Genomic DNA, 23,476 nt, shown 5'->3' with positions numbered 1-23,476 from the left:
ACTGGCCAAAATAGAGTGCTATTAATCGAACATGAGAATTAAATAGACGAAGAACAGAACCAAATGAGTTGCGCCGTTAAGTGAGTGGCTTCGACCACTACTAAAACTGACGCTTGTCATAAGCAGAGTCGCTGCAAGCAATACCATTTCAGCGGGCTCAAGCCCAAGTTTAATAGGTTGTTCCATTACGCCAGAAATCATTAATACTGCGGGTACTGTCAGCGCAATAGTGGCCAGTACCGAACCAAAGAATAGATTTATTGCCCGTTGTAATTGGTTAGTCAATGCGGCTTTTACTGCGCCCACAGCTTCTGGAGCCATGATGATTAAGGCAACTATTAAGCCACTAAGTGCTGCTGGTGCACCCATGACAGTAATGCTGTCATTAATTGGAATTGCTAAACCTTTAGCAAGGAATATCACGACGAGTAGATAACTTATAAGCATAACTGTGTGGAATACGTTGCTGCGAACAGCCCCATGATTGTCATGTTCACTTTTATTATCAGCATCGATAAAAAAATGAGTGTGACTTTTTGTTTGTATAAACAAAAACACGCCGTATAACACAATAGAAGCGAATACGAGTGCCAACATTAGGCTAACAGACATATTGCCATTTTCACCACTGCTGGTGAAATTAGGCAGTATTAAGCACAGCATAGCTAGGGGGATGATGGCGACCAAATAAGCTTTAATGCCATCCAAATTGTAAGATTGAGTATGAAACTTAACGCCACCGACTAACAGTGTAATACCTACAAAACCATTTAAGATAGTCATGATTACCGCAAACATTGTATCTCTTGCTAGCACTGGGTTCGGATCGCCAGTTAACATGACAGAGGAGATCATAATAACTTCTAATGAAATCACCGAAAGCGTTAATATGAGCGTACCAAAAGGGTCACCTAACTTGATAGCAAGTGCGTCAGAATGTCGCACGACTGCAAAAATTGCCGTCATTGCGACATAAAACAATACTGCAGTGGTGATAATGTATTGGCTAAGGCCAAGACCTATATTGAGTAATTCTTCGCCCCAAACTTTAAAAAATAATACTGCCAATACACCAATAAACAGTGTCTTTTCCTGCTTAATAAATTTATACATATGCGCTTAAAAGTTGTCTCTAACCGCTAATGGTCCTTTTGCGATAAGGTATACAAACTAACACTATTCTTCCGTGACAAAGTGATTTGGGCGCATTCTATGATTAGTTGAAACAATAGGGTACGAATTAGTGAAATTCAAAATTGGCGAGTGCATAAATAAATAACTACAAATATTTATAACACATAGTTTTTTAAGGTAAAAATACTTGCCGCGGGCCGCGAATAGTCATTGAATATATAGGAAGTAGATAGTATTTGTGAGTCGTTTAGTGAAATAGAGAAACGTCAACTACCTTGATGTCCATTACCACCTTAGTTTGCAAGACAATCTTTCGCTGGTATTAGACAAAAAAAGCCTAATTCCTTTAAAGCTTTATTAATCTTCAGGCTGTATAACCGTATCAAAGAAACGTTGCATTGTTTGGTGTAACAGTTGATTTAACGGAAAACCACGCTTTGATTGTAAGTAGCCGCCAATAATCTGGATCTCGTGCAACTCTTTTGGAACGAGAGGAAGCGGATAACAACACAATTCTGGCTCATTTTCAGTTAAAAATGTACTGCCAAACGAGAAAGCATCCGAGTTTCTAAGTTTATTGAGTAATACACGCATACTATGAGTTGCTAGCACCACATTCGCTTTATAACCTTTCGACAAATACAGATCTTCAAATGGTGTTCGTTTTGAGTTGATCCCATCGACCAATATACGTGTAATTGGCAAATGGTGAATATCTTCCCAGTTGCTACCTTGGCTGAGTACCGGGTGGTTTTTCCTTGCTATTAGGCTGATTTTTATATCTTTTAGTCGATGCTGATACACTTCCTGTGGCAGTGGGAAAGTTGCAAATTGTAGTATGTAATCAATTTTCCCGTTTAACACATTTACTAAACTTTGTTCTTGCCAATAAACCATTTTAAACTTAGCGTTAGGTAAGACTTCGCGCAGCGTGCTAAAAATGTCTTCACCATATTGCTCAAGCAGAAATATGTTCATTGCAATGCTAATTTCGCCAGTGAAATCAAGCGGCTCGAAGTTATTGTAAGATTCGAGTACCTTTATCAACGGAGTAAACATCTCATCTACAGCTTCAGCTAGTTTCTCGGCCAGTTCAGAAGGTTCTACGCCGTGTGCTTTACGGGTGAAAAGTTGATCACCAAACATTTCTCTCAGCTTCGCTAATCCGCGACTAACACTAGTTTGTGAGATCCCCAGTTTGTCGGCAGCTAAATGAGTATTTTTCGTATACACTACGGCTTGCAATAACTTAAGTAAGTTTAAATCTAAATCTCTAAGCTCTTTCATAGTGTTCCTAGTGTTAAAACAATGAAATAGAAACTAGCTCGTACATCATCAACGGAAACTAAACCTTATACAACTACTAATGATAATTCTGCCTTGTAACTAGCATTGTATATTAGGAAACTTTAGCCAACCTGAGCGGCTAGCAACTACCAAAGCATCTGTTATCTAAGCCCTTACGATCGAATCCTTAATACACACTTTACTGATTGGCATAATATGAAATCATGCGGATTAAAAACTTGGGTTCTTGCAAATCCGTTAATTACTGTAGGTTCGCTACTGCCGATATTAACGGATTAAGTTGTGCCAAGCACCTGTTTATGGACGGTTTATTTGTCTCGCAGTAACCAGATTTATTGTACGTCAGTTTATTGATTTCTTCGCAGAGTATTGATCTAAAGATATCAAGCTGCTCACTCAGTTTGAATCAGGTTAGGGCACTTCATTGGGCTTTTATAGCGAGTAAAAGTCATCATCGGTTTAAAATGGAAACGAGACTAACCGCTGTTTTAGCGCTACTTTGCAATATTTATGTATAATTCTATTGCTTACAACGCATATACGGCATAATAGCGCGAATGCAAAACTGAATCGTCAATAGAGAGTCGTTTTAATGGACACAGAGCAAGACAGCTACATGACTGAAGCAACACTAATTGAAACAATCGAAAACCAAATCGCTGACGGCGAGCCAAGAAAAGTCAAAGAAACTTTAATGCGTTTAGTTATGACCGGCACACCTCGTGAAGAGGCTATTCAGTGGATGGCTTGCGCATTAGCAATAGAGGTCAGTGACGTTATGGAAAATAACGCATCGTTCAACCAAGCACGTTACGCCCAGCATCTAGATGCATTGCCAAATTTAGATTGGATGGAAGATTAACCGTAGCGATAATCATCTATTAGCTTAGTTCTACTGAAACCCCAATAACTGCAGTTATTGGGGTTTTGTTTTTACGGGAGGCCAACTTATCCGTAAAGTCCGTACTAGTGGTTTATCGCCAACTTTGTCATAACTCAACGCCCCGCAGAATCAAATAAAACAGCCATTAGTAACGCGACACTTTTTAGAACGGGTCGACTCAAGCGCGCCGATGATCGCAAGATAGTCGCCAAAGAACTAGATCTGCATGTTTCCGAGGTGACAGGATAAAGCCTTTGGATTTCGTAGAAAGGGATGATATGACGGGTATTGTGAGAAAGGGAAATTTAAAGGGGTAAACTCTAAATTAATAACTATAATCATTGTAACCAACACCATCGTACTGCATAATCAACAAAAATACGTTCAAAGAGGCTTACTATGTTTAGTAAAATTAGCTTTTCTAATTTTTATTCCTTTTATGAAGAAACAGAAGTTTCTTTCGAAGTTGGTAAAAAGCCGAGCCATTCATACTATGATATCGATTTACCTGCCGGCACACGAATTAACAAAGTTATCGCTATCTCTGGCGCAAACGGCTCAGGAAAAACTCAATTATTAAGGCCATTTGCTTTTTTAAGTTGGTTTATCACAAAGTCATTTGTGCAGGCATCAGATGAAGACCAGACCATTGCTTTTAATCCGCATAAGCTACATCAAGATGAAGAGTCTACATTTGCATTAGAGTTTTATATTGGTGAGGAAAAGTATCGATACAAATTGGTGGCAACGAAAGAAAAAGTCATTCATGAATCGCTTTTTAGAAAAACCAGTCACTTATATAGTTATATATTTACAAGAGATATAGAGGACGCTCTTGGTGATTCTTTTTCATACAAATATAAAACGAAAGGCTTTGACTTTGCGCCTAAGCAAGAGAGTAAGGTAAAGCACAACGTTTCTTTTTTGTGTGCTGCTGATGCATTTGGTTCTGTCGTTGCAAGAAAGATCGTTAAGTATTTTAATAATGTGTCATTTAACATTAACTCCAGTGGAAGAGATAACTTCCACGAATCTGATCTTTTCGACAGTGCAGAATTCTATAGCAAAAACAAAAAACTGAGCAAAAAGGCCGTAGATTTGATCTGCCAACTTGACCTTGGTTTATCATCAGTAAAGGTCAAAAAAGTTAAAGGTCATAATGAAAAAGGTAATGAAGAAACACTTTTCATGCCAGTAGGTGTTCATGGTTCAAATGAAGAAAGCTTTGAACTTCCTTTTTTTGAAGAGTCTAGTGGTACTAAAGCAATCTATGTTCTTCTTAGACAGATCTTACCTGTACTAGAGTCTGGTGGTTTGGCTGTGTTAGATGAAATCGATAATGATCTGCACTTACATATGCTAATCAAGGTTATTGAAATGTTTAAGTTTAAACATACAAACCCTTATAATGCTCAGTTAATATTCACTTGCCATAGCAATGAAATTTTAAATACGCTAAAAAAGCATCAGCTCTACCTTGTTGAAAAGATCGATAATAAAAGTGAATCTTGGAGATTAGATGAAGTCGTTGGTTTGAGAGCTGATGATAATATTTATGGCAAATATCAAGCTGGAGCGTTGGGTGGAATACCTAACTTTTAAATACTATGACAAGGAAGAAACTTAGAAGAATAAAATTAGCATCTCTACTTATTGTAGGCGAAGGGCCGGATGATGAGGCCTTTCTTAGTTACATGAAAACGCTCTACGATGACAGGGAAACTAATCAGCATGTAACGATCAAAGCCGGTAGTGGGGGGAGTCCTAAAGACGTTATAGATTGCGCTATACAAGTTAGGGAAGCAGAGTTTGACAAGAAGTATGTTCTTATCGACTCAGACGTTAAAGTAGAACAAAAAGATTTCGATAAGGCAAGGGTACATAAAGTCGTAATAATTCAAGCTAGTCCTATTTGTCTTGAAGGAATGCTACTTGAGGTTTTAGGATGTAAAGCTGGGAAGACTAATAAAGCCTGTAAAGCTGCTCTAAAGCCACATTTAACAGGAACATCGACTTCAAAAACTAGTTATGCTAAAGCTTTTCCTAAAGCGGTATTAGACAAAACAACTAAACCTCAGATTGTTTCGTTAAGAAAAATAATAAGTAATAGTTAATAAGTTTTTCCTACAAACCGTACCAGTTAACGGGTACGGTTTTTTTATGCCTAAAATACGCGTATACCTACAGTACCGAAAGAATAACGCTGTGAGGCGCTAACTATCCCTTCAGGACTTTTCATTTGTCATTAGTGGCCATTGCTGCGGGTGTGGTGTACGTCGCTAATTGTATTCCTGCGGTTTGCGGCATCATAGGCTTAGCGGTTAGTTAAAAGCTGGTACTTTTCCGAAACTTGAAAGCTTGTCTAATGTAGTCGCAGGAAACTAAAACTCCGTTGAGGCTACAGGAATGGTATGGAACGACGTCGAGCGAAGTCTGAGCGCAGAGAGAATGACAAACAAATCCTGATAATCACATTATCGGCATCTTTATATCCACAGGCAAATGCGCACAATGTATATTATGTTAAATAACATGTACAGGTAAAGGCTTCAGTATAGCAGAAGCTGCAACCTACTCTTTGTAAGCATCATCACTAGCTCTTTGTTTACATGTACCTTTTATTGCTACTTAAACCGAAATCTACAGCATTTTGACCGGCTGCTGTGTAGATTCTGCAGTAGTAAGCCTAGCAAACTTGCAAAGCAGCCACACAGCGCACGCTACATTTTAGCTCTATCAAACTACTTGCTTTGGTTTTAGTATCTTTCACTTCAGATAACGCCAAGTTGTATAAGCGATACTTAACTATAGCCAGTAACAACGGATTCGAAACGGTTAGCTGAAGCGATTAGTTGATTAATATTCATCTAACCTGAATGTCAGAAAGTTTACTGAACCGAGCCTCGTATTTACAGTACAGCGCTTTCAATTTGCACATATGAATCTAATCGTGTCTACACTAGGAATTCTGTTCACTGCAAACTAAACGCTAAACACCTATTAAGATTAATAACTTTAACGTGTAGATAATCGACTTAATCTTTGGCGTACATAGAACTTAAGTGATTGCGTATTTGATTGGCAGCGACTTATATTGGGATCATCCATGCGGCTAATGCCTTCAACTTGCTTTGCAAGGTTTGAATGCATGTCTAAGGTTTTACATACATTTCTTATTTTTATCGTTTCGAGGTTCTTAGTGTTTTTATACGGCCAAATCCTCAGTTTACTGCCGTTTTAAAATAAGATTTAGCGGACTGTATAACCTGACTGCACTTACTCTAGAGTGCTAGCTGCATCTGAATCAAAGCAATCGATAGCGACAAATTTAACTGCCTATTCGAGAAGGCTAACGTACTACGCTATTCTTACTCATCTTTAATTATATAAGGATGAAAATCTGCAATGACTCATTGTTCATACTTGGATAACGGTAATTATGAGCGTCCTTTATAAGTGTGAATTGGCGTTTTTAGTTGAATGCCGATAATGTCACTTATCGGCATTCAGCCATATGAAATAATTAGTGCTTTGTTGATATTTAAACTTTCTTTACTCAATACCTTGGAGGTTATCTAACGGTTTATTTTGGCCACTTTGATGACGCTCAATCTGTGTGGTGTGCAAATATTGTGATGTGGTATCTATGCTTTCATGACCAGCATCAGCTTGCACATGAGATAGTGGCCTGCCATGAATATTGATGTCATGAGTGATCCCTGTATGGCGTATATTGTGGATGCTCAGTTGCCTCATCTGTGCACCATCTTCGAAAAAGCCGTCATTTTCGGCACTTATCGCTGCAAGTACGATGATCTTATCAACTTCTTCTCTTATTTGGCGGATCCCGAGGTTTGCATTAATACAGCCAACTTCCCTGCCTCGTCCTGCTGCTCTTTGTCTAATAATAAGTGGGTGCTGCTCATTTGACTTCGGGTAATCTACTAGACCTAAATAATGTCTGTACTCCACTAACGCCTCAAGCAATGCATTAGATATAGAAACGGTACGACGCTTACCACCTTTACTTGATGGAATATGAAAGCTCCAAATACCTGTTTGTGGATTACGTTTAAATTGCGCCATGACTGGCGAGTACCCTGCTCTTGCTGCGACCTCAGATACTCTTAGATAACAGCTATAAATTAGTTTAATTAAAAACAAACTACGTTGATGGGTTTCTGGTTGCTCTTTGGCTAACTCGGTGACTGTTGAAATAACGTAAGACCATTGCAACTCGGTAAAAGCGAGTTGATTGTCACCGTCGTTATCAAGACGATACTTCTTATTTGAAGCAAACCTGCTTTTATTCAGCCACATCTGCGCGGGGTTCTTCTCTACATAATCTTCACTCATTAAATAGGCATAGAAAGAAGATAAAATGGCAATTTTGGTTTTTAAGGCACTTTCAGTTAACACATAAGGTTGAATTTTATCTGCAGTCTTCTTACCGCGAAAAGGCAACCATTGTGGGTTTGGCGTTCGCAGTGAACTCCCCTTCTCCGCTTTAAACTGCGCGACATTATAATAGCCAATTAGATTTAGAGGCGGAGACTGACAATATTCTACATATTTACTAATTTCTTTGCGGCCAATCTTAACCAGATCTTGCTCTGCAACGTCAAAACACCAATGTAGAAAAGTGGTTAATTCACTGCGGTAAGCTTTATAGTTATTTTCGCAATACTTTTGTTCTGCTAGCCAGTCGCTGGCATGTTCAAATACAACACTGGCGTCTTCAATGCCGCTTAAAGAGAGTTGAGTAATACGTTGGTTGACTATTGGATTACCATTTTCAAGGTACTCGATAGAGTCGAAGAGTGGCATTACAATTGGAAGTTGCATTGTTGAGTCGCTTGGAATACTTATTAATTGCACTATATTAATCAGTTAGATGTTTCTTGAGTAGTGTTGTTCTCTATATAAGGCTATTTTTTTATTTAGCTGGTAGTGACCTTAATTTTTGATGAACACAGGCTATTACATTCGCTGGCACATTGCTGATTACAGCTTATACGTTTCTCACAGCACCAGAGACAAAGTTGCCAAACAGTATTTTTTGATTCCGAATCCAAGCACCTAAAGTCGGCAGCGCATAGATGTCCTTGCTGGATTAATTGCGCAATCTTTTGCTGTGGGATACTAATATTGAGGTGTTTGTTACTGGCTTCCATGTGGTTCTCTACCGATAAGATATTAACTGTAAACCCAATATACCCAAATGAGAATAATTATCAATAGCGTGTTGTTGGTAGTTAGATCTATACCTCTTTTTAGAGATCACTTGTTTATCTATTGTCTAGAGAAGTTCGGTGCTATTCGCTTATATACTAACCACATAGTACTCGCACAAATAACTCTTATAGATTAGCTATCGCTGTCAGCTAAAAATTCAAAAATGGTGAATTTCTCGATACCATTCACCTCAAAACTTACAATTGCTTGCCAAACCATGTAACCACTGCTGCACGAACCGTAGATTAATGGAGCTTGATAGCTATTTTTGCCTATCTCAGTCAAATTGACAGGGATAATCCCCATAAACATATCTCTACCTTCGATACGGACGTTCACGTTTTCCAACTTTGTCGAACTGGTCAAATTTAGCGTAAGGGGCTTTTCACTTGGGGTATTCCAAGGGGAGATGCTCAAGGCTAAATCAATGTCATTAACCGACTTTGTACATGGGCCAATTTGAAAATTACATAAACTAGGGTCGGCCTTAAAAACGTTTGTTTTTTTGTTAGCATTAGGTTCGCAACCGCTAATCAATAACCCAATTAAACACAGAGATAAAACTCTCAATACTATTGATTTGTGAGTATTTTGCACAATAAATAACCTTTTAACTAACTCTGTTAACATTCTATGGAGTAGCTTGATCTAGATCAACTTTTCTATAGCCCTAATTCCTATCTTTTTTGACATAGCTCAAGTATCATTGCATTGCTTAGCGTTTACTTCATGAAATGCTAGGTTACACATTGACACAGACAACTTATTCCCTGTAGGGAAGCGCTAATTTGTGTCATTTTGCCGGGTAGAGTTTAACTCTACTCAATAATAAGTATAAGTAATAAGCAGTGGAAGCAATATGATGAACCATTCCCAGCCTCAAGGCGCTGATTACAACTACACTATTGTCCGTCAATTCGCCCTAACAACTGTGTTATGGGGAATTGTTGGAATGTCAGTAGGTGTATTGATCGCAGCCCAGTTAATCTGGCCGCAACTAAACTTTGAAACTCCATGGTTAACGTATAGTCGTCTTCGACCGCTACATACGAACGCCGTGATTTTCGCGTTTGGTACTTCAGCCCTTTTTGCCACATCCTATTATATCGTTCAACGCACCTGTCAAACCAAACTTTTTGCGCCTAAGTTAGCCGCATTTACGTTTTGGGGATGGCAAGCCATTATTCTATCAGCAGCAATAAGTCTGCCTCTTGGTATCACAAGTGGTAAGGAATATGCTGAGTTAGAATGGCCTATTGATATCGCAATTACCATCGTATGGGTTGCGTATGCAGTGGTGTTCTTCGGTACCATCATTAAACGAACAACTTCTCACATTTATGTGGCGAACTGGTTCTTTGGTGCCTTCATTATCACCGTAGCAGTGTTGCACATAGTTAACTCTATGGCAGTTCCGCTAACGCTGACCAAGTCCTACTCACTTTATAGTGGTGCAGTCGACGCAATGGTTCAGTGGTGGTACGGCCATAACGCGGTTGGTTTCTTACTAACAGCGGGCTTCTTGGGTATGATGTACTACTTCGTACCGAAGCAAGCGGGTCGCCCTGTTTATTCATATCGTTTATCTATTGTTCACTTCTGGGCATTGATTGCTTTGTACATCTGGGCTGGTCCTCACCACCTACATTACACAGCACTTCCAGATTGGACTCAATCACTTGGTATGGTCATGTCGCTGATTTTATTCGCTCCTTCATGGGGTGGTATGATTAACGGTATCATGACGTTATCGGGTGCTTGGCACAAACTACGTACTGACCCTATCCTGCGTTTCCTAGTTGTTTCATTGTCTTTCTATGGTATGTCTACCTTTGAAGGCCCGATGATGGCAATTAAGACGGTTAACGCTCTATCGCATTACACTGATTGGACTGTTGGTCATGTTCACTCTGGTGCATTGGGTTGGGTTGCTATGGTTTCTATCGGTTCTCTGTATCACTTGATACCTGTTCTGTTTAGCCATGGTCGTATGTACAGCACAAACTTAATTAACGTTCATTTCTGGTTGGCAACAATCGGTACTGTTCTTTATATCGTTTCAATGTGGATCTCTGGCGTAATGCAGGGTCTGATGTGGCGCGCAGTTAACTCTGACGGTACATTGACTTACAGCTTCGTTGAAAGCTTAGAAGCCTCTTACCCGTTCTACTTTGTTCGTTTCTTAGGTGGTGTTTTCTTCCTGACAGGTATGTTCTTAATGGCATACAACGTGTTCCGTACTGTTAAGGCCCCTAAAGATTCTTTGCCAGCAATTGCTGAAGCAAAAGCAGCTTAAGGAGTAGATTCGATGAAATTTAATCATGAGTTAGTTGAGAAAAACATCGGTCTATTAGGGATATTTACAGTTATCGCAATCAGCTTTGGTAGCTTGGTTGAGATCACTCCCCTACTTTTCCAAAAAGACACGACTGAACCGCTAGAAGGTCAAATTCCTTACACTGCTTTGCAGATTGAAGGTCGTGATATCTATGTTCGTGAAGGTTGTTATAACTGTCACAGCCAGATGATCCGTCCTTTACGTGCAGAAACAGAACGCTACGGACATTACTCTGTTGCGGGTGAGTCTGTATGGGATCACCCATTCCAGTGGGGTTCTAAGCGTACAGGTCCAGATTTGGCTCGTGTTGGTGGTCGTTATAGTGATAAATGGCATGAAGTTCATTTAATTGACCCTCGCGCTGTAGTACCACAGTCTAATATGCCTGGTTTCCCATGGTTGGCAGATAACAAGCTTGATGGCGAGTTAACTGGCAAGAAAATGGATATCTTACGCAACCTTCATCCTACACATAAGCTGTATACCGATGAAGAGATTGCTGGGGCTAAAGATGCTGTGAAAGATAAGACAGAAATGGAAGCATTGATCGCTTATCTTCAATCACTTGGCCACGCGCTTAAATAAGGAGGCAAATTATGGATTACGGCACATTACGAGGAATTATAACCATCGTAGTAATGGTGACCTTCATCGGTATATTTGCTTGGGCATATAGCTCGAGTCGCAAAAAGCAATTCGACGATGCAGCTAATCTTGTTTTCTCTGATGAAGAGCAAAGCCCAGTTGCGAATAACTCAGGAGAGCCAAAGTAATGACAAACTTCTGGAGTATATGGATTATCGTACTCTCGTCTGTGGTAATTATTGGTTGTGTTTTTCTACTACGTGCTTGTTCTAAGAACGACACCGGTGTAGAAGAAGGCGAATCAATGGGCCATAGCTTCGACGGTATTGAAGAACTAAACAACCCACTGCCAAAATGGTGGAGTTATATGTTCTACATTACTATCGTATTTGGTGTCATCTATCTTGCACTTTATCCAGGTATGGGTAGCTTTAAAGGCCTATTAGGTTGGACAAGTTCGAACCAAAGCGTTCGTACACTTGAAGAATCTAAAACTGCTGTTCAAGACGCGTTAAAAGAAGGCCGTTGGGTTCAGTATGACCAAGAAGTCATTCAAGCTGACGAAAAATTTGGTCCTATCTTTAAAGCATACGCTGACACGCCATTGGAAGAGTTAGTTAATAACAAAGAAGCACTGAAAGTTGGTGGTCGTTTGTTCTTACAAAACTGTGCAATGTGTCATGGTAGTGATGCACGCGGCAGCAAGGGCTTCCCTAACCTCACCGATGGTGCTTGGTTATATGGCGGTGAACTAGAAACGATTAAGACATCCATTATGAATGGCCGTCACGGTATGATGCCGCCTAAAGGTGGTTTACCAATCGAAGACAGTGAATTACCTGGTCTAGCTGAATACGTTGTTAAGTTATCAGGCCGTGAACATGACGCCGCACTTGCTGCTCAAGGTCAAGGTTCATTCATGAAAGGCTGTTTTGCTTGTCATGGTATGGACGGTACAGGTAACAAATTCATGGGTGCACCTAATTTAACTGACAATGCGTGGCTATACGGCGGAAGTCGTGGTGCGATTCAACAGTCGATTAAGAATGGTCGTAGTGGCGTAATGCCAGCATGGAAAGATGTATTAGGTGAAGAGAAAGTTCACGTAATCTCAGCATACGTTTATAGCTTGTCAAACAAGTAGTTACACTAGTGTAACATTAAACGAAATATAAAGGCCTCGTCACTCACGAGGCCTTTTTTTTAAGTGCTAAATCACAGTTTTAACTGTAAAATACCGACTTCAAAAACATCATTCTCTGGAAATAATAGGTGTAAAACATGGCAACTCCACAACCCTGGTATAAGCAGTTCTGGCCTTGGTTTTTAATTATTCTTCCTCTTTGTGCTGTCGTTGCTAGTGTTAACTTGTTATACCTTGCAATCGATAATAAAGATTCACTTGTTTCGGAAGACTATTACAAAGAAGGTAAAGGCATTAATATGGACCTTCGAAAGATAAAGCATGCCAAGCAATTAGGCATGAATTACCTACTTGAATTCGATGATGAATACGTCGAACTTTCACAGCAAGGCGGCAAGAATTATCAAGCGGCATTAAGTGTTGGCTTTTTTCACCCAACAATGGCGGAAAAAGACTTTAATGAGATAGTTACTGCAGATGCAAATGGTATCTACCGTATTGAAATAGCCCAACCAATTTCAGGGCCTTGGGAAGTGCGTATCGAAGGTTTCGATCAAACCTGGCGGATCCAACAGCGAGTTACCTTGGTAGACGACCAGCAATACTGGCTAAACTAACAAAAACAATAAATTGGTCTAAAAATTAGTATGAACCCAACTCTATGAGTCAAATCAATTGCTATCACTGTAGTGAACCGGTACTTACTGGTACTCAATTCACCACTCAGATCCACAACGAAGACCAACCCATGTGTTGTCCGGGTTGTCAGGCCGTTTCTCAGGCTATTATTGATGCGGGTTTAACTAATTATTATAAGTTTCGTACTGAACCAGGTAGTAAGCAAACCGCTTTAGTACCCGAAGAGTTGAGCAGTGTTAGTGCCTATGATCTGCCTGAAGTGCAGCAGGACTTTATTCATCATAGAGATGATCTCAATGAAGTGTCGTTGACTATTGATGGGATCACCTGCGCAGCCTGTGCTTGGCTGATTGAGCACCAAGTCAAAAAGCTCAATGGTGTGGTTAGCGTACAAGTAAACTCTACCACTCAGCGAGCACTCATTGCATGGCAAGCCGAGCAGGTTAAGTTGAGTGAAATACTCAATAAAATTGGCGCAATTGGCTATCAAGCAGCGCCTTTTCAAATCGATGAACAAGAAACAAAGAGTAAAAAAGACAGTAGAAAGTTTCTAGTCCGTCTTGGTCTAGCGGGTTTTGCGACTATGCAAGTAATGATGTTTGCCCTGGCCCTTTACTCTGGATACTTTACCGATTTAGATACAGAATTTAGGGATTACTTCCGCTGGGTTAGCATGCTTTTTGCCGCACCAGTTGTGTTTTACTCTGCTCAGCCTTTTTATTTCAGCGCCATTCGTTCCTTGTTAATGGGGCGTTTGAATATGGACGTTTCTGTGAGTATCGCAATATGCGGCGCTTATATCGCCAGTTGTATTGAAACCATTAACGGCACAGGTGAGGTCTATTTCGAATCGGTATCTATGTTTACCTTTTTCCTATTGCTTGGACGTTACTTTGAACAAAATGCTCGTCAAAAAGCCTCTGTTAGCTCCAGTAATTTACATAAACTGGTGCCGTTAACCGCTCATTTAAAAACCGGCAACAGTATTGAAGAAGTACCAGCTAAAAGGCTAGTAATTGGTGATACTATTGTGGTGAAGCCTGGCGATGTGATTGCGGCCGACGGTATTATTATTGAGGGAAATTCCTCCATAAACGAAGCCATGTTAACTGGTGAGCAGATGCCCGTAGCTAAGTCACTAGAGGCACAAGTGTTTGCTGGTACGATCAATATTGAACAACCCATTACCGTCCAAGTTACCGCGTTAGGGCAAGAACAACTGGTTGCCGAGATTATTAGGCTACAGGAAATAGCGTCTAATAGTAAACCTAAGATAGCTCTTTATGCTGATCGATTCTCTAATTACTTTACTGCTGCAATTTTGCTGATTGCGACAGCCACTTATATATTTTGGTATTTTTACTCACCTGAAGATGCTTTTTGGGTAACGCTTTCGGTGTTAGTTGCGACCTGCCCTTGTGCATTAGCACTCGCAACGCCTACGGCAGTTACATGTGGTACTGCAATTTTAACAAAACTTGGGATTATCACTCGCAAGGCTGGTGTTTTTGAAAAGCTTCCTAAGCTTAACCATATCGTTTTTGATAAAACTGGTACACTCACCTTAGGCTCATTATCGATAACTGATGTGCAGATGATACAGCCAGCGAAAAATAATGTTTCTGAAGAGAAAGTGATGCAATATGCGGCAGCGCTTGAAGCAAGTTCATTACACCCTATCGCCCGAGCTTTTCAACCGTATTTAAACCAAACAATTAAAGTGCTAGATAAAAAAAGCTTTATTGGAAACGGCCTGCAAGGTGTTATTGATGGTCATTTAGTAAAAATCGGCAGCCAGTCATTTATCAATGGCAGCAATGAAGCAGAAAAAGAGGTCATTGTTTGGTTAAGCATTGATGATGTTGTTCAAGCGAAAATAACACTTGCAGATGAAATTAGGCCCGATACTGCGCAAGCTGTTACCGCGCTTAAAGCGTTAGGCTGTAATATTAGTATCGCAAGTGGTGATAACTCAGGCGAAGTAGCAGCCCTAGCAAAACGACTGGGGATTGAAAACTGGCATAATGGTCTGTTGCCTGAAGATAAACTAGCGCTAATTCGTAAATTACAACAAAACCAACAAGTGGCAATGTTCGGTGACGGTATTAACGATGCTCCGGTACTTGCAGGTGCCAACCTGTCAGTGGCAATGGGAAGCGGCGCAGCTATCAGTAAAAACAGTGCGGATATCATACTGCTTGGTGATTACCTTTCACGTTTCTCTGATGCGGTTAAAGTCGCTAAGAAAACCGGACTTGTCATCAAACAGAATTTGTTCTGGGCGCTGGCTTATAACCTGTTTATAATTCCCCTTGCTGTTAGTGGCCATGTTGCTCCTTATATCGCTGCTATTGGTATGTCTGCCAGTTCACTCATTGTCGTAAGCAATAGCTTAAGACTACTCAAGGTACGTGTATGAGCATTATTTATGTCTTGATCCCCATCGCCATGTTGTTTGTGCTCGTCGCAGTTGGCATTTTCTTTTGGGCCGTTCGCTCAGATCAATTTGATGACTTAGAAAAGCAAAGTGTCTCTATTTTGTTTGAAGATGATAACACCCAAGGAGACTCAGCAAAGTCATCAGAAAAGCCGACAATCGCGCCCCCTAAAGATAAAGGGAATAATACACCGAGTGAATGATTACAGCTTAGTCGGTGCGTTTCTTGTCGGAATCATGGGAGCTGGTCATTGCATTGGTATGTGTGGCGGCCTGGTTGGCGCATTGTCGGCAAACATTCCCCAAAGAAATGGCAGTAATACTCTCGTAAACCAACTCGGATACCTTTTTAGCTATAACAGTGGTCGAATCATCAGCTATACCGCTGCTGGTGCGCTTGTTGGTCTCAGCACCAATGCTTTAGGCTTGCTTTTTAACGTTGACCTATACTTATTAGTGTTAAGAATTTTTGCCGGAATAATGATGATTATTACCGGACTTTACATCGCACAAATTTGGTCTGGAGTTGTTCAAATAGAACGCTTGGGTAAAGGACTGTGGAAATTAGTATCACCTTTAGCTAATCGCTTTATACCCATTAAAAGTAAACCACATGCTTTTATAGCCGGCGGATTGTGGGGTTGGTTACCATGTGGATTAGTCTACAGCATGCTTACTTGGGCTGTGGCTGCTGGTAATGCACTGGATGGTGCACTAATCATGGCAGCTTTTGGATTAGGTACGCTCCCGGCACTACTTAGCGCTGGTGTAGCTGCTAGTACCTTTAGCCGCTGGGTTCAAAAAGGTGCTGTAAAAAAAGTAAGTGGCATGCTGCTTATCGCCTTTGGATTACAAACCATATATGTGGCTATTGGGCAGCTAAACTAGCCCCAATTATTAAATTAGTTTAACATAGCAAGTGAATACAGAACTGAGATAGATAATGAGCGTAGATAACAACAAAAATCGTCGTCAAATGGCATCAGGCTGTGCGATTCATTGTCATGATTGCAGCATGGGTACCTTGTGTATCCCTTTCACGCTGAATGCTAATGAATTAGATCAATTAGACGAAATAATTGAACGTAAAAAACCTATTCAAAAAGGCGAGGCAATTTTCAAGTCAGGTGACCCACTTAAATCCCTGTTTGCCATTCGCTCTGGCACTATTAAAAGCTATACCATCACCGAGCAAGGTGACGAGCAGATCACAGGCTTTCATTTAGCTGGTGACGTTATAGGATTTGATGGAATTCATTCACAATTCCATCAAAGCTTTGCACAAGCTTTAGAAACCTCAATGGTTTGCGAGATCCCCTACACAACACTTGATGACCTTACCGGTAAAATGCCAAAGCTCAGACAGCAAGTGATGCGTTTGATGAGTAACGAGATCCAAAGTGATCAAGAGATGATTCTATTGTTAAGTAAGAAAAATGCTGAAGAAAGATTAGCAGCATTTATTAGCAACCTTGCAAAGCGATTTGGCAGCCGAGGCTTTTCTCCAAGAGAGTTTCGCTTAACCATGACACGTGGGGATATCGGTAATTATCTAGGGCTAACCGTTGAAACCATCAGTCGTTTATTAGGTCGTTTCCAAAAAGCTGAACTGATTGAAGTGAAAGGTAAATATATTACTATCCTAGATATTGACGCTTTGAGTAATTTAGCTGGAAATAGTAATATTGCACGATAATGTATTTCGACTACTCAGTTGATCTAAAACAATGAATATCCATCGATTTGGTGCAAGATGGTAATACAACATTAGATAAGGATAAAGTTATGATGGACTATCAAAAACTCCTTGTTGTGGTTGATCCGACCACAGATAAACAAGCTGCATTAGCTCGCGCCGTTAAGCTCGCTTCTGCAAACAATGCGAGTATTACCGTCTTTTTATCTATCTTTGATTTCTCTTATGAAATGACATCGATCTTGTCAGGACAAGAGCGCGAAGCCATGCGCGAAGGCGTAGTGGCACAGCGTAAAGCTTGGTTGGATGATATTGTTGAACCGTTTAAGACTGAAAACGTTGCGATTGAAACTGAAGTTGTTTGGCACAACCGTCCTTTTGAGAGCATTATTCAACACGCTATTAGTGGCCAATATGATGTTATCGTTAAAGGGACTCACGAGCATGACAAGCTCAAATCAGTGATATTTACCCCTACAGATTGGCATCTTTTAAGAAAGGCACCAGTACCAGTATTACTGGTCAAAGATCATGACTGGCCGGTGGCAGGAAAAATAGTTTGTGCAATTAATGTAAGCTCTGAGGATGAAACAAATCAATCACTAAACGTCAAAATAATTAAGCATGCTAAAAAGCTCGCTAAACAATTTGATGCACAGGTCCACCTTGTCAATGGTTACCCTGGCACGCCAGTTAACCTTGCTATTGAGCTACCGGATTTTGATTCACATTCTTACAGTGAAACCATTCGTAATCAGCACGAAGAGCGTATTACCTACCTCGCGAATGCCTATGATATTTCTTCTGATTTCTGCCATGTGAGAGAAGGTTTGCCTGAAGATGTTATTCCTGAACTTGCTGAAAAACTCGATGCGGAACTGGTTATTTTAGGTACTGTGGGTAGAACAGGAATCTCAGCTGCTTTAATAGGAAATACTGCAGAACATGTTATCGACAGCATTAACTGTGATCTACTCGCCGTCAAACCAGACGGCTATAAATCTCCTCTAGATGACGCATAACTGCTAATAGGCTTTACCCAGAGCTGATTAGCTGGAATAATACGCGCCCTGAACATTTGTGTACTAGGCGCGTTTTTTTATGTCCGAAGAATTAACACCAGAACAGATCTCTCGAAGCAATAAACTACAGAAGCGTTTGCGCTCTGAGGTTGGCAAAGCAATTGGCGATTACAACATGATCGAAGAAGGCGATCGTGTCATGTGCTGCTTATCAGGCGGTAAAGACAGTTATGCTATGCTCGATATTCTGGTAAACCTTCAGCAACGTGCTCCGATTAAATTTGAGATAGTCGCTGTTAATCTTGACCAAAAGCAACCAGGGTTCCCTGAAGAGATCTTGCCAGCTTATCTTGATACGCTCGGCGTGGCATACCATATCTTAGAAAAAGATACTTACTCAATCGTAAAAGATAAAATCCCTAAAGGTAAGACTACCTGTTCATTATGCTCACGCCTACGTCGTGGCACTCTATATGGCTTCGCTCAAAAAATTGGCGCAACTAAAATTGCTCTTGGCCATCATAGAGATGACATCATTGAAACTATGTTTTTGAACATGTTCTTTGCAGGTAAAATGAAAGCAATGCCGCCAAAGCTGTTATCTGACGACGGAGCCAACATGGTCATACGCCCTCTTGCCTATAGTCGTGAGAAAGATATTGCTGAATATGCTGAATTAAAGCAGTTCCCTATTATCCCTTGTAACCTGTGTGGCTCACAGGAAAACCTTAAACGAGCAGCGGTAAAAGAGATGTTAGTTCAGTGGGATAGAGATTTCCCTGGCCGTATAGAGACAATATTTACAGCGATGCAAAATACAGCGCCATCTCAAGGTGTCGATAGAGATAAATTTGATTTCTTGGCATTAGAGCGAAATGCTGATGCGCCTTTAAAAGGTGATGTAGCTGAATCCGACCTACCGGCTTTTGACTTTGTTGATATTGCTAACAACGGCCACATCGATTTAGATAAAGCCGCCCGCATCGATGTAGTCAGTACTTATAGCCCTAACAGCTAATCAGGTTTTCTCAATTAAAAAGCCCTCAATTAAGAGGGCTTTTTGTTACTGCAATCGTTACTAGTTAGCAGTCCAGGGACTAATAACCTTAGGCGCCTGAGTAAACTCAATAGATTTTAACTGTTCAATTACGTTCCTTTCTAGCCGATAAGTACCATTTACTGGTATCTGCTTTCCATCTAAAGTCATGACGACATCAGTACCGAACTCTAGGTTAAGGCCCGCGATGTCTGATGAGAAGTAACGCATAGGAAATCCCTGCATCTGGCTTAATAGAGCATCCATTTCAGTCTGTATTTGCAATAACTCTGATCTGTCATAAGCAATTTTTGTTGTTTTGGCTCTAACCTGCATCGCGATGGCACAAGATTTGGCGTCACCATCTACATTAAGGTTGATCAAAGCTCTATCTGACTTTAACTTTACATCGTAAGGCAAAAATATTCTTTGATCTTGAGTTATTGTCAGTGGGTAGGATTCTTTCTCTGTGGTGATGGTGCCATCTATCACTTTACAGTCATTAGCTTTTGACACAGAAAAAGCAACTTCAACAAGTTGGTAATTGCCCTTGTTAACTTGTTTAAGGCGTTGATAGAACCCTTGATACTCTAGTGATATAGGTTCAGCGTGTACCGCTGAACAACTTAGAATAATAAGGCTAAGCAGCAGGTGTTTTTTCATTTTTGTCCACTAAATATGGTTGATTTTGACGTAACATTTCAAGTAACTCATCGATATAAGCTTCTTGTCTTTCTGAATAATTAACTAAGCCATACACTAGTTTTTCTGCAGTAGGCACTTGGTTATCTGCGCGCATATCAGCACGAATAGACCTAAACACGGAGTAAGCAGCATTGGAGTTTAAGTTGCGCATATAAGAAGCAACTGAGTCTTCTACTGTTTTGAACACAGCGACTTCATGTGATAAACCCGTTGTACGTGATTGCGGTACTAATCCACACCCCTTTCTAAAGCACCACTGACCGAAGAAGTTAAGGCCCTCCCTAGCAAAACGAGAACTACCCCAACCGGTTTCATTGGCAGCTTGAATTAAAACCATTTGCTCAGGGACGACATCAACTCGAACCAGTAATTTATCAATCGTGTTGCTATTAATGCGCCTTGAGGTGTATTGGTACTTTTCAGCAATTTGTTGTAAACGGAATTCGTCAGCATCAGTCAGATTTGTATCATTTTCTATCTGTGACTTTATACCGAGTAGAAACTCGCGTTCAGCTTTGATAACTGCATTTTGGTGCTTGACTGATGGACGAAGAAAATCAAAAAAAGCGTTCTTTTTTGCTTTAATATCTTTAATCTCGCTAAAGTTAGGCACCTTACTCTCGATAGCAGAGTTCTTAATTGCTTTACCTAGTCGGGAGTTCTCACTCTCTTGTTCGGGGATAAGTGTTAGCCTAACAAGTAAAAAACCACCTATAACAACGCCAAAAGCGATGGTAAACAAACCCACTTTACCTGTCTTCACTGCACATCCTCTAAAAATACAAAATATGTTAAGTCTAATTATCTAATTTTGTATTATATGACAGCTGGGATCAGATTTCATTGCGAAAAATTCTGTTTAAGTCGTTATAATGCCAATAAGAATTAAAATACCTGGGTATTCAGGAAGGAGACCCTTATGAAGAACAATGCACTCAATCAGTATCAACATGTTGTTGCCATTGGTGGCGGCCATGGTTTAGGGCGCGTATTATCAACATTGTCATTTCTTGGTCCGAAATTAACAGGGATTGTCGCTACTACGGACAATGGCGGTTCGACGGGAAGATTGCGCGCGGAAAAAGACTGCATAGCTTGGGGCGATCTACGTAATTGCCTTACTCAACTTTCTAAAAAACCATCAGTTGGCTCATTGATGTTCGAGTACCGCTTTAATGGTGAAAGCGAGCTCAATGGTCACAATCTGGGCAATTTAATGCTCACAGCATTAGATGAGCTTTGCGTTAGGCCTCTTGAAGCTATCAATTTAGTACGCCAGTTTTTGAATATTGAAACACGATTAATACCAATGTCTGAAGAGCCTACTCACCTTGTCGCTATGGAAGCATGTGGGCGAAGTGTTTTTGGTGAAATCAATGTCGATAAAATGGAAGATACCCCGATTGCCTTATCTCTTGACCCTTTAGTTCAAGCCACCTGTGAAGCTTGTGAGGCAATAAGGGAAGCTGACATTATTATACTCGGGCCAGGTAGCTTCTTAACCAGTATTATGCCACCGTTACTACTGCCTAAAATAGCCAAAGCACTAGCTGAATCTAATGCTGAAGTGATATTAATCGATAATTTAACCGAAGAGCCTTCACCGATAGCTAATTGTGGTTTAGCGCAAAAATTAGATTGGTGTCATCAGGTGCTGGGACTTAAGATTGTAGATAAAGTATTACGGCACGCTGATACGCCATCTCAAGACGGTTATATCAGCTACTTCCCCTTAAGAAGTAGCCATCACCGCGGTTTGCATGACAAAAGAGCCTTAGCTACAGCATTAGCACAAATGATGCCTGATAAACTTTCTCAGCTAAAGAGCTCATAAAAAAAGGACCCTAAGGGTCCTTTTTTATTAACTGGCTAATATCTATATAACAGCAGCAATTGCCTTACAGATGATTGGCATGTTTGTTTTAGTCATTCCAGCCACACTAATGCGCCCAGAACCGACAATATAAACACCAAATTCATTTTTCAATCGAGACACTTGATCTTTGTTTAATCCAGAAAAACTAAACATACCATTTTGAGTAGAAATAAAGCTAAAATCTTGACTTACGCCACTCTCTTTAAGAGATTTAACAAATAGCGCGCGCATCTCAGCGATACGTTCTCTCATCTGTTTTAACTCTTGCTGCCACATCTGCTTTAAAGAGTCATCTTCTAAAATGGTACTAACGATTAGGGCACCATGTGCAGGAGGGTTTGAGTATGATGCACGAATGGTGCTTTTTATCTGGCTAAACGCATTAACCGCTTCTGCATCATTTCCAGCTACAACTGTAATTGCGCCTATACGTTCATTGTATAGGCCAAAGTTTTTAGAGAATGAATTAGCAACGATTAACTCTGGAACAATGCTGGCGACGATACGAAGACCTTCCGCATCTTCTTCTACACCAGCGCCAAAGCCTTGATAAGCAAAGTCGAATAGCGGTACTAATGATTTGCTTAAGCAAAGCTCGCCTATTTGCTGCCATTGCTGTTTATTTAAATCAATGCCAGTTGGGTTATGACAGCAGCCATGCAATAACACCAGGTCGCCCTCTTTAGCGCCTTGTAGATCGGTTAGCATTGCATCAAAGTCTAGACCATGAGTTTCTGCTTTATAGTAGCCGTATGACTGAGTTTTCAAGCCTGCGGTATTAAAAATATTATGGTGATTAGCCCATGTAGGATTACTGACCCAAATCGTATCGGCCTTAGTTTGGCGAACTAAAAACTCTGCAGCTACTCGAAGAGAACCTGTCCCTCCTGGTGCCTGTGCAGTTAACGCTCGAGCATTGTTAACGACAGTATGATCAGCGCCAAACAGTAAGGTTTGCACTGCGCGGTTATAAGCTTCGACACCTTCCATGCCTAAATAGCTCTTGCTCATTTCTGTCGCTAGCAACTTTTCTTCAGCTAATTTAACAGCTTTTAGGATGGGGGTTTTTCCAGATTCATCTTTATAGATCCCAACGCCTAAATTGACTTTATCCTCACGAGTATCGGCTTTAAACGCATCAGTAAGGCCTAGAATTGGATCGGCTGGGGCAAGTTCAACCTGGGAAAATATCATGACTGCTTTCCTAAATAGAGTTTTTGTAGGGGGTTCGGCTGTAGTTATACCACTGAAGTCGCTCTGTAGAAAGTGAGTTTTGTTGACTAAAAGCAAAGTTTGTAGATTTGACTTACATTACTTAATCTTGCTGCGCAATTTTTAAATAATATTCAATATAACCAACAAAAAAACCAACATTTGATAATGGCTTTGACTAGCAAATTTCAGATAAAAAAAGCCTCTACAGAAGTAGAGGCTTATT

The 23,476-nt window shown here is 40.4% G+C and carries 22 protein-coding genes; 15 read left to right on the top strand and 7 right to left on the bottom strand.

What is annotated here, in order from left to right:
* Positions 1–21 precede the first annotated feature (21 nt).
* Together L2730_RS19820 and L2730_RS19815 are read right to left on the bottom strand one after the other, a co-directional pair.
* Positions 22–1,113: a calcium:cation antiporter gene (locus L2730_RS19820; RefSeq protein WP_248976168.1), complete on the bottom strand. Its 1,092-nt coding sequence runs from the start codon at positions 1,111–1,113 to the stop codon at positions 22–24.
* A gap of 378 nt (positions 1,114–1,491) precedes the next feature.
* Positions 1,492–2,421, bottom strand: coding sequence for a LysR family transcriptional regulator (locus L2730_RS19815; RefSeq protein WP_248976167.1), 930 nt, complete (start codon positions 2,419–2,421; stop codon positions 1,492–1,494).
* Positions 2,422–3,034: 613 nt separating this feature from the next.
* Here L2730_RS19815 and L2730_RS19810 point away from each other — a divergent pair.
* From L2730_RS19810 to L2730_RS19800, 3 genes are all read left to right on the top strand, one after another.
* Positions 3,035–3,304 (top strand): hypothetical protein, encoded by a 270-nt coding sequence (locus L2730_RS19810; protein ID WP_248976166.1) that lies wholly within the window; start codon positions 3,035–3,037, stop codon positions 3,302–3,304.
* Between the two features lie 420 nt (positions 3,305–3,724).
* Positions 3,725–4,927 (top strand): AAA family ATPase, encoded by a 1,203-nt coding sequence (locus L2730_RS19805; RefSeq protein ID WP_248976165.1) that lies wholly within the window; start codon positions 3,725–3,727, stop codon positions 4,925–4,927.
* Between the two features lie 92 nt (positions 4,928–5,019).
* Positions 5,020–5,439: a hypothetical protein gene (locus L2730_RS19800; protein ID WP_248976164.1), complete on the top strand. Its 420-nt coding sequence runs from the start codon at positions 5,020–5,022 to the stop codon at positions 5,437–5,439.
* 1,438 nt (positions 5,440–6,877) lie between these two features.
* On the opposite strand, the gene L2730_RS19795 is transcribed toward L2730_RS19800, so the two are convergent.
* The gene (locus tag L2730_RS19795; RefSeq protein WP_248976163.1) at positions 6,878–8,170 is read right to left on the bottom strand and encodes a tyrosine-type recombinase/integrase; all 1,293 of its coding nucleotides are present in this window, start codon (positions 8,168–8,170) and stop codon (positions 6,878–6,880) included.
* 522 nt (positions 8,171–8,692) lie between these two features.
* Positions 8,693–8,899 carry a hypothetical protein gene (locus L2730_RS19790; protein WP_248976162.1) on the bottom strand — a complete coding sequence of 69 codons (207 nt, stop codon included), beginning with the start codon at positions 8,897–8,899 and terminating at the stop codon, positions 8,693–8,695.
* Positions 8,900–9,419: 520 nt separating this feature from the next.
* Here L2730_RS19790 and ccoN point away from each other — a divergent pair.
* The 11 genes from ccoN (at position 9,420) to ttcA (ending at position 19,439) form a co-directional block, all read left to right on the top strand.
* Positions 9,420–10,856 carry a cytochrome-c oxidase, cbb3-type subunit I gene (ccoN, locus tag L2730_RS19785; protein WP_248976161.1) on the top strand — a complete coding sequence of 479 codons (1,437 nt, stop codon included), beginning with the start codon at positions 9,420–9,422 and terminating at the stop codon, positions 10,854–10,856.
* A gap of 12 nt (positions 10,857–10,868) precedes the next feature.
* Complete coding sequence (gene ccoO / locus L2730_RS19780) at positions 10,869–11,483, top strand: cytochrome-c oxidase, cbb3-type subunit II (RefSeq protein ID WP_248976160.1); 615 nt, start codon at positions 10,869–10,871, stop codon at positions 11,481–11,483.
* A gap of 11 nt (positions 11,484–11,494) precedes the next feature.
* A complete protein-coding gene (locus L2730_RS19775) occupies positions 11,495–11,671 on the top strand; it encodes a cbb3-type cytochrome oxidase subunit 3 (protein WP_248976159.1) in 177 nt (58 codons plus the stop codon).
* A complete protein-coding gene (ccoP, locus tag L2730_RS19770; RefSeq protein ID WP_248976158.1) occupies positions 11,671–12,627 on the top strand; it encodes a cytochrome-c oxidase, cbb3-type subunit III in 957 nt (318 codons plus the stop codon). The genes L2730_RS19775 and ccoP overlap by 1 nt, the downstream gene beginning before the upstream one ends.
* Before the next feature lie 137 nt (positions 12,628–12,764).
* A complete protein-coding gene (locus L2730_RS19765; RefSeq protein ID WP_248976157.1) occupies positions 12,765–13,244 on the top strand; it encodes a FixH family protein in 480 nt (159 codons plus the stop codon).
* A gap of 44 nt (positions 13,245–13,288) precedes the next feature.
* Positions 13,289–15,685, top strand: coding sequence for a heavy metal translocating P-type ATPase (locus L2730_RS19760; protein ID WP_248976156.1), 2,397 nt, complete (start codon positions 13,289–13,291; stop codon positions 15,683–15,685).
* Positions 15,682–15,906, top strand: a complete 225-nt coding sequence (ccoS, locus tag L2730_RS19755; RefSeq protein WP_248976155.1) for a cbb3-type cytochrome oxidase assembly protein CcoS — start codon at positions 15,682–15,684, stop codon at positions 15,904–15,906. The genes L2730_RS19760 and ccoS overlap by 4 nt, the downstream gene beginning before the upstream one ends.
* Positions 15,899–16,591, top strand: coding sequence for a sulfite exporter TauE/SafE family protein (locus L2730_RS19750; RefSeq protein WP_248976154.1), 693 nt, complete (start codon positions 15,899–15,901; stop codon positions 16,589–16,591). The genes ccoS and L2730_RS19750 overlap by 8 nt, the downstream gene beginning before the upstream one ends.
* A 55-nt stretch (positions 16,592–16,646) precedes the next feature.
* On the top strand, positions 16,647–17,399 hold the full coding sequence (gene etrA, locus L2730_RS19745; protein WP_044555870.1) for an electron transport transcriptional regulator EtrA: 753 nt from the start codon (positions 16,647–16,649) through the stop codon (positions 17,397–17,399).
* An 89-nt stretch (positions 17,400–17,488) separates the two neighbouring features.
* On the top strand, positions 17,489–18,421 hold the full coding sequence (gene uspE, locus L2730_RS19740; protein WP_248976153.1) for a universal stress protein UspE: 933 nt from the start codon (positions 17,489–17,491) through the stop codon (positions 18,419–18,421).
* Positions 18,422–18,500: 79 nt separating this feature from the next.
* Complete coding sequence (ttcA, locus tag L2730_RS19735; RefSeq protein WP_248976152.1) at positions 18,501–19,439, top strand: tRNA 2-thiocytidine(32) synthetase TtcA; 939 nt, start codon at positions 18,501–18,503, stop codon at positions 19,437–19,439.
* Positions 19,440–19,499: 60 nt separating this feature from the next.
* Here the strand turns inward: ttcA and L2730_RS19730 are convergent, their stop codons facing one another.
* Together L2730_RS19730 and L2730_RS19725 are read right to left on the bottom strand one after the other, a co-directional pair.
* Complete coding sequence (locus L2730_RS19730; RefSeq protein ID WP_248976151.1) at positions 19,500–20,120, bottom strand: DUF2987 domain-containing protein; 621 nt, start codon at positions 20,118–20,120, stop codon at positions 19,500–19,502.
* Complete coding sequence (locus tag L2730_RS19725) at positions 20,098–20,925, bottom strand: glucosaminidase domain-containing protein (RefSeq protein ID WP_248976150.1); 828 nt, start codon at positions 20,923–20,925, stop codon at positions 20,098–20,100. Before L2730_RS19725 ends, L2730_RS19730 begins: the two co-directional genes overlap by 23 nt.
* A 156-nt stretch (positions 20,926–21,081) precedes the next feature.
* On the opposite strand from L2730_RS19725, the gene yvcK reads away from it, so the two are divergent.
* Positions 21,082–21,996, top strand: coding sequence for a uridine diphosphate-N-acetylglucosamine-binding protein YvcK (gene yvcK / locus L2730_RS19720; RefSeq protein ID WP_248976149.1), 915 nt, complete (start codon positions 21,082–21,084; stop codon positions 21,994–21,996).
* Positions 21,997–22,038: 42 nt separating this feature from the next.
* Here the strand turns inward: yvcK and L2730_RS19715 are convergent, their stop codons facing one another.
* Positions 22,039–23,232, bottom strand: a complete 1,194-nt coding sequence (locus tag L2730_RS19715) for an amino acid aminotransferase (protein WP_248976148.1) — start codon at positions 23,230–23,232, stop codon at positions 22,039–22,041.
* Between the last annotated feature and the right edge of the window lie 244 nt (positions 23,233–23,476).

The sequence above is a fragment of the Shewanella kaireitica genome, from assembly GCF_023284045.1.
GTDB lineage: Bacteria > Pseudomonadota > Gammaproteobacteria > Enterobacterales > Shewanellaceae > Shewanella > Shewanella kaireitica.
The sequence above is the reverse complement of the archived record's forward strand: the minus strand, read 5'-3'. Positions and strand labels throughout refer to the sequence as shown.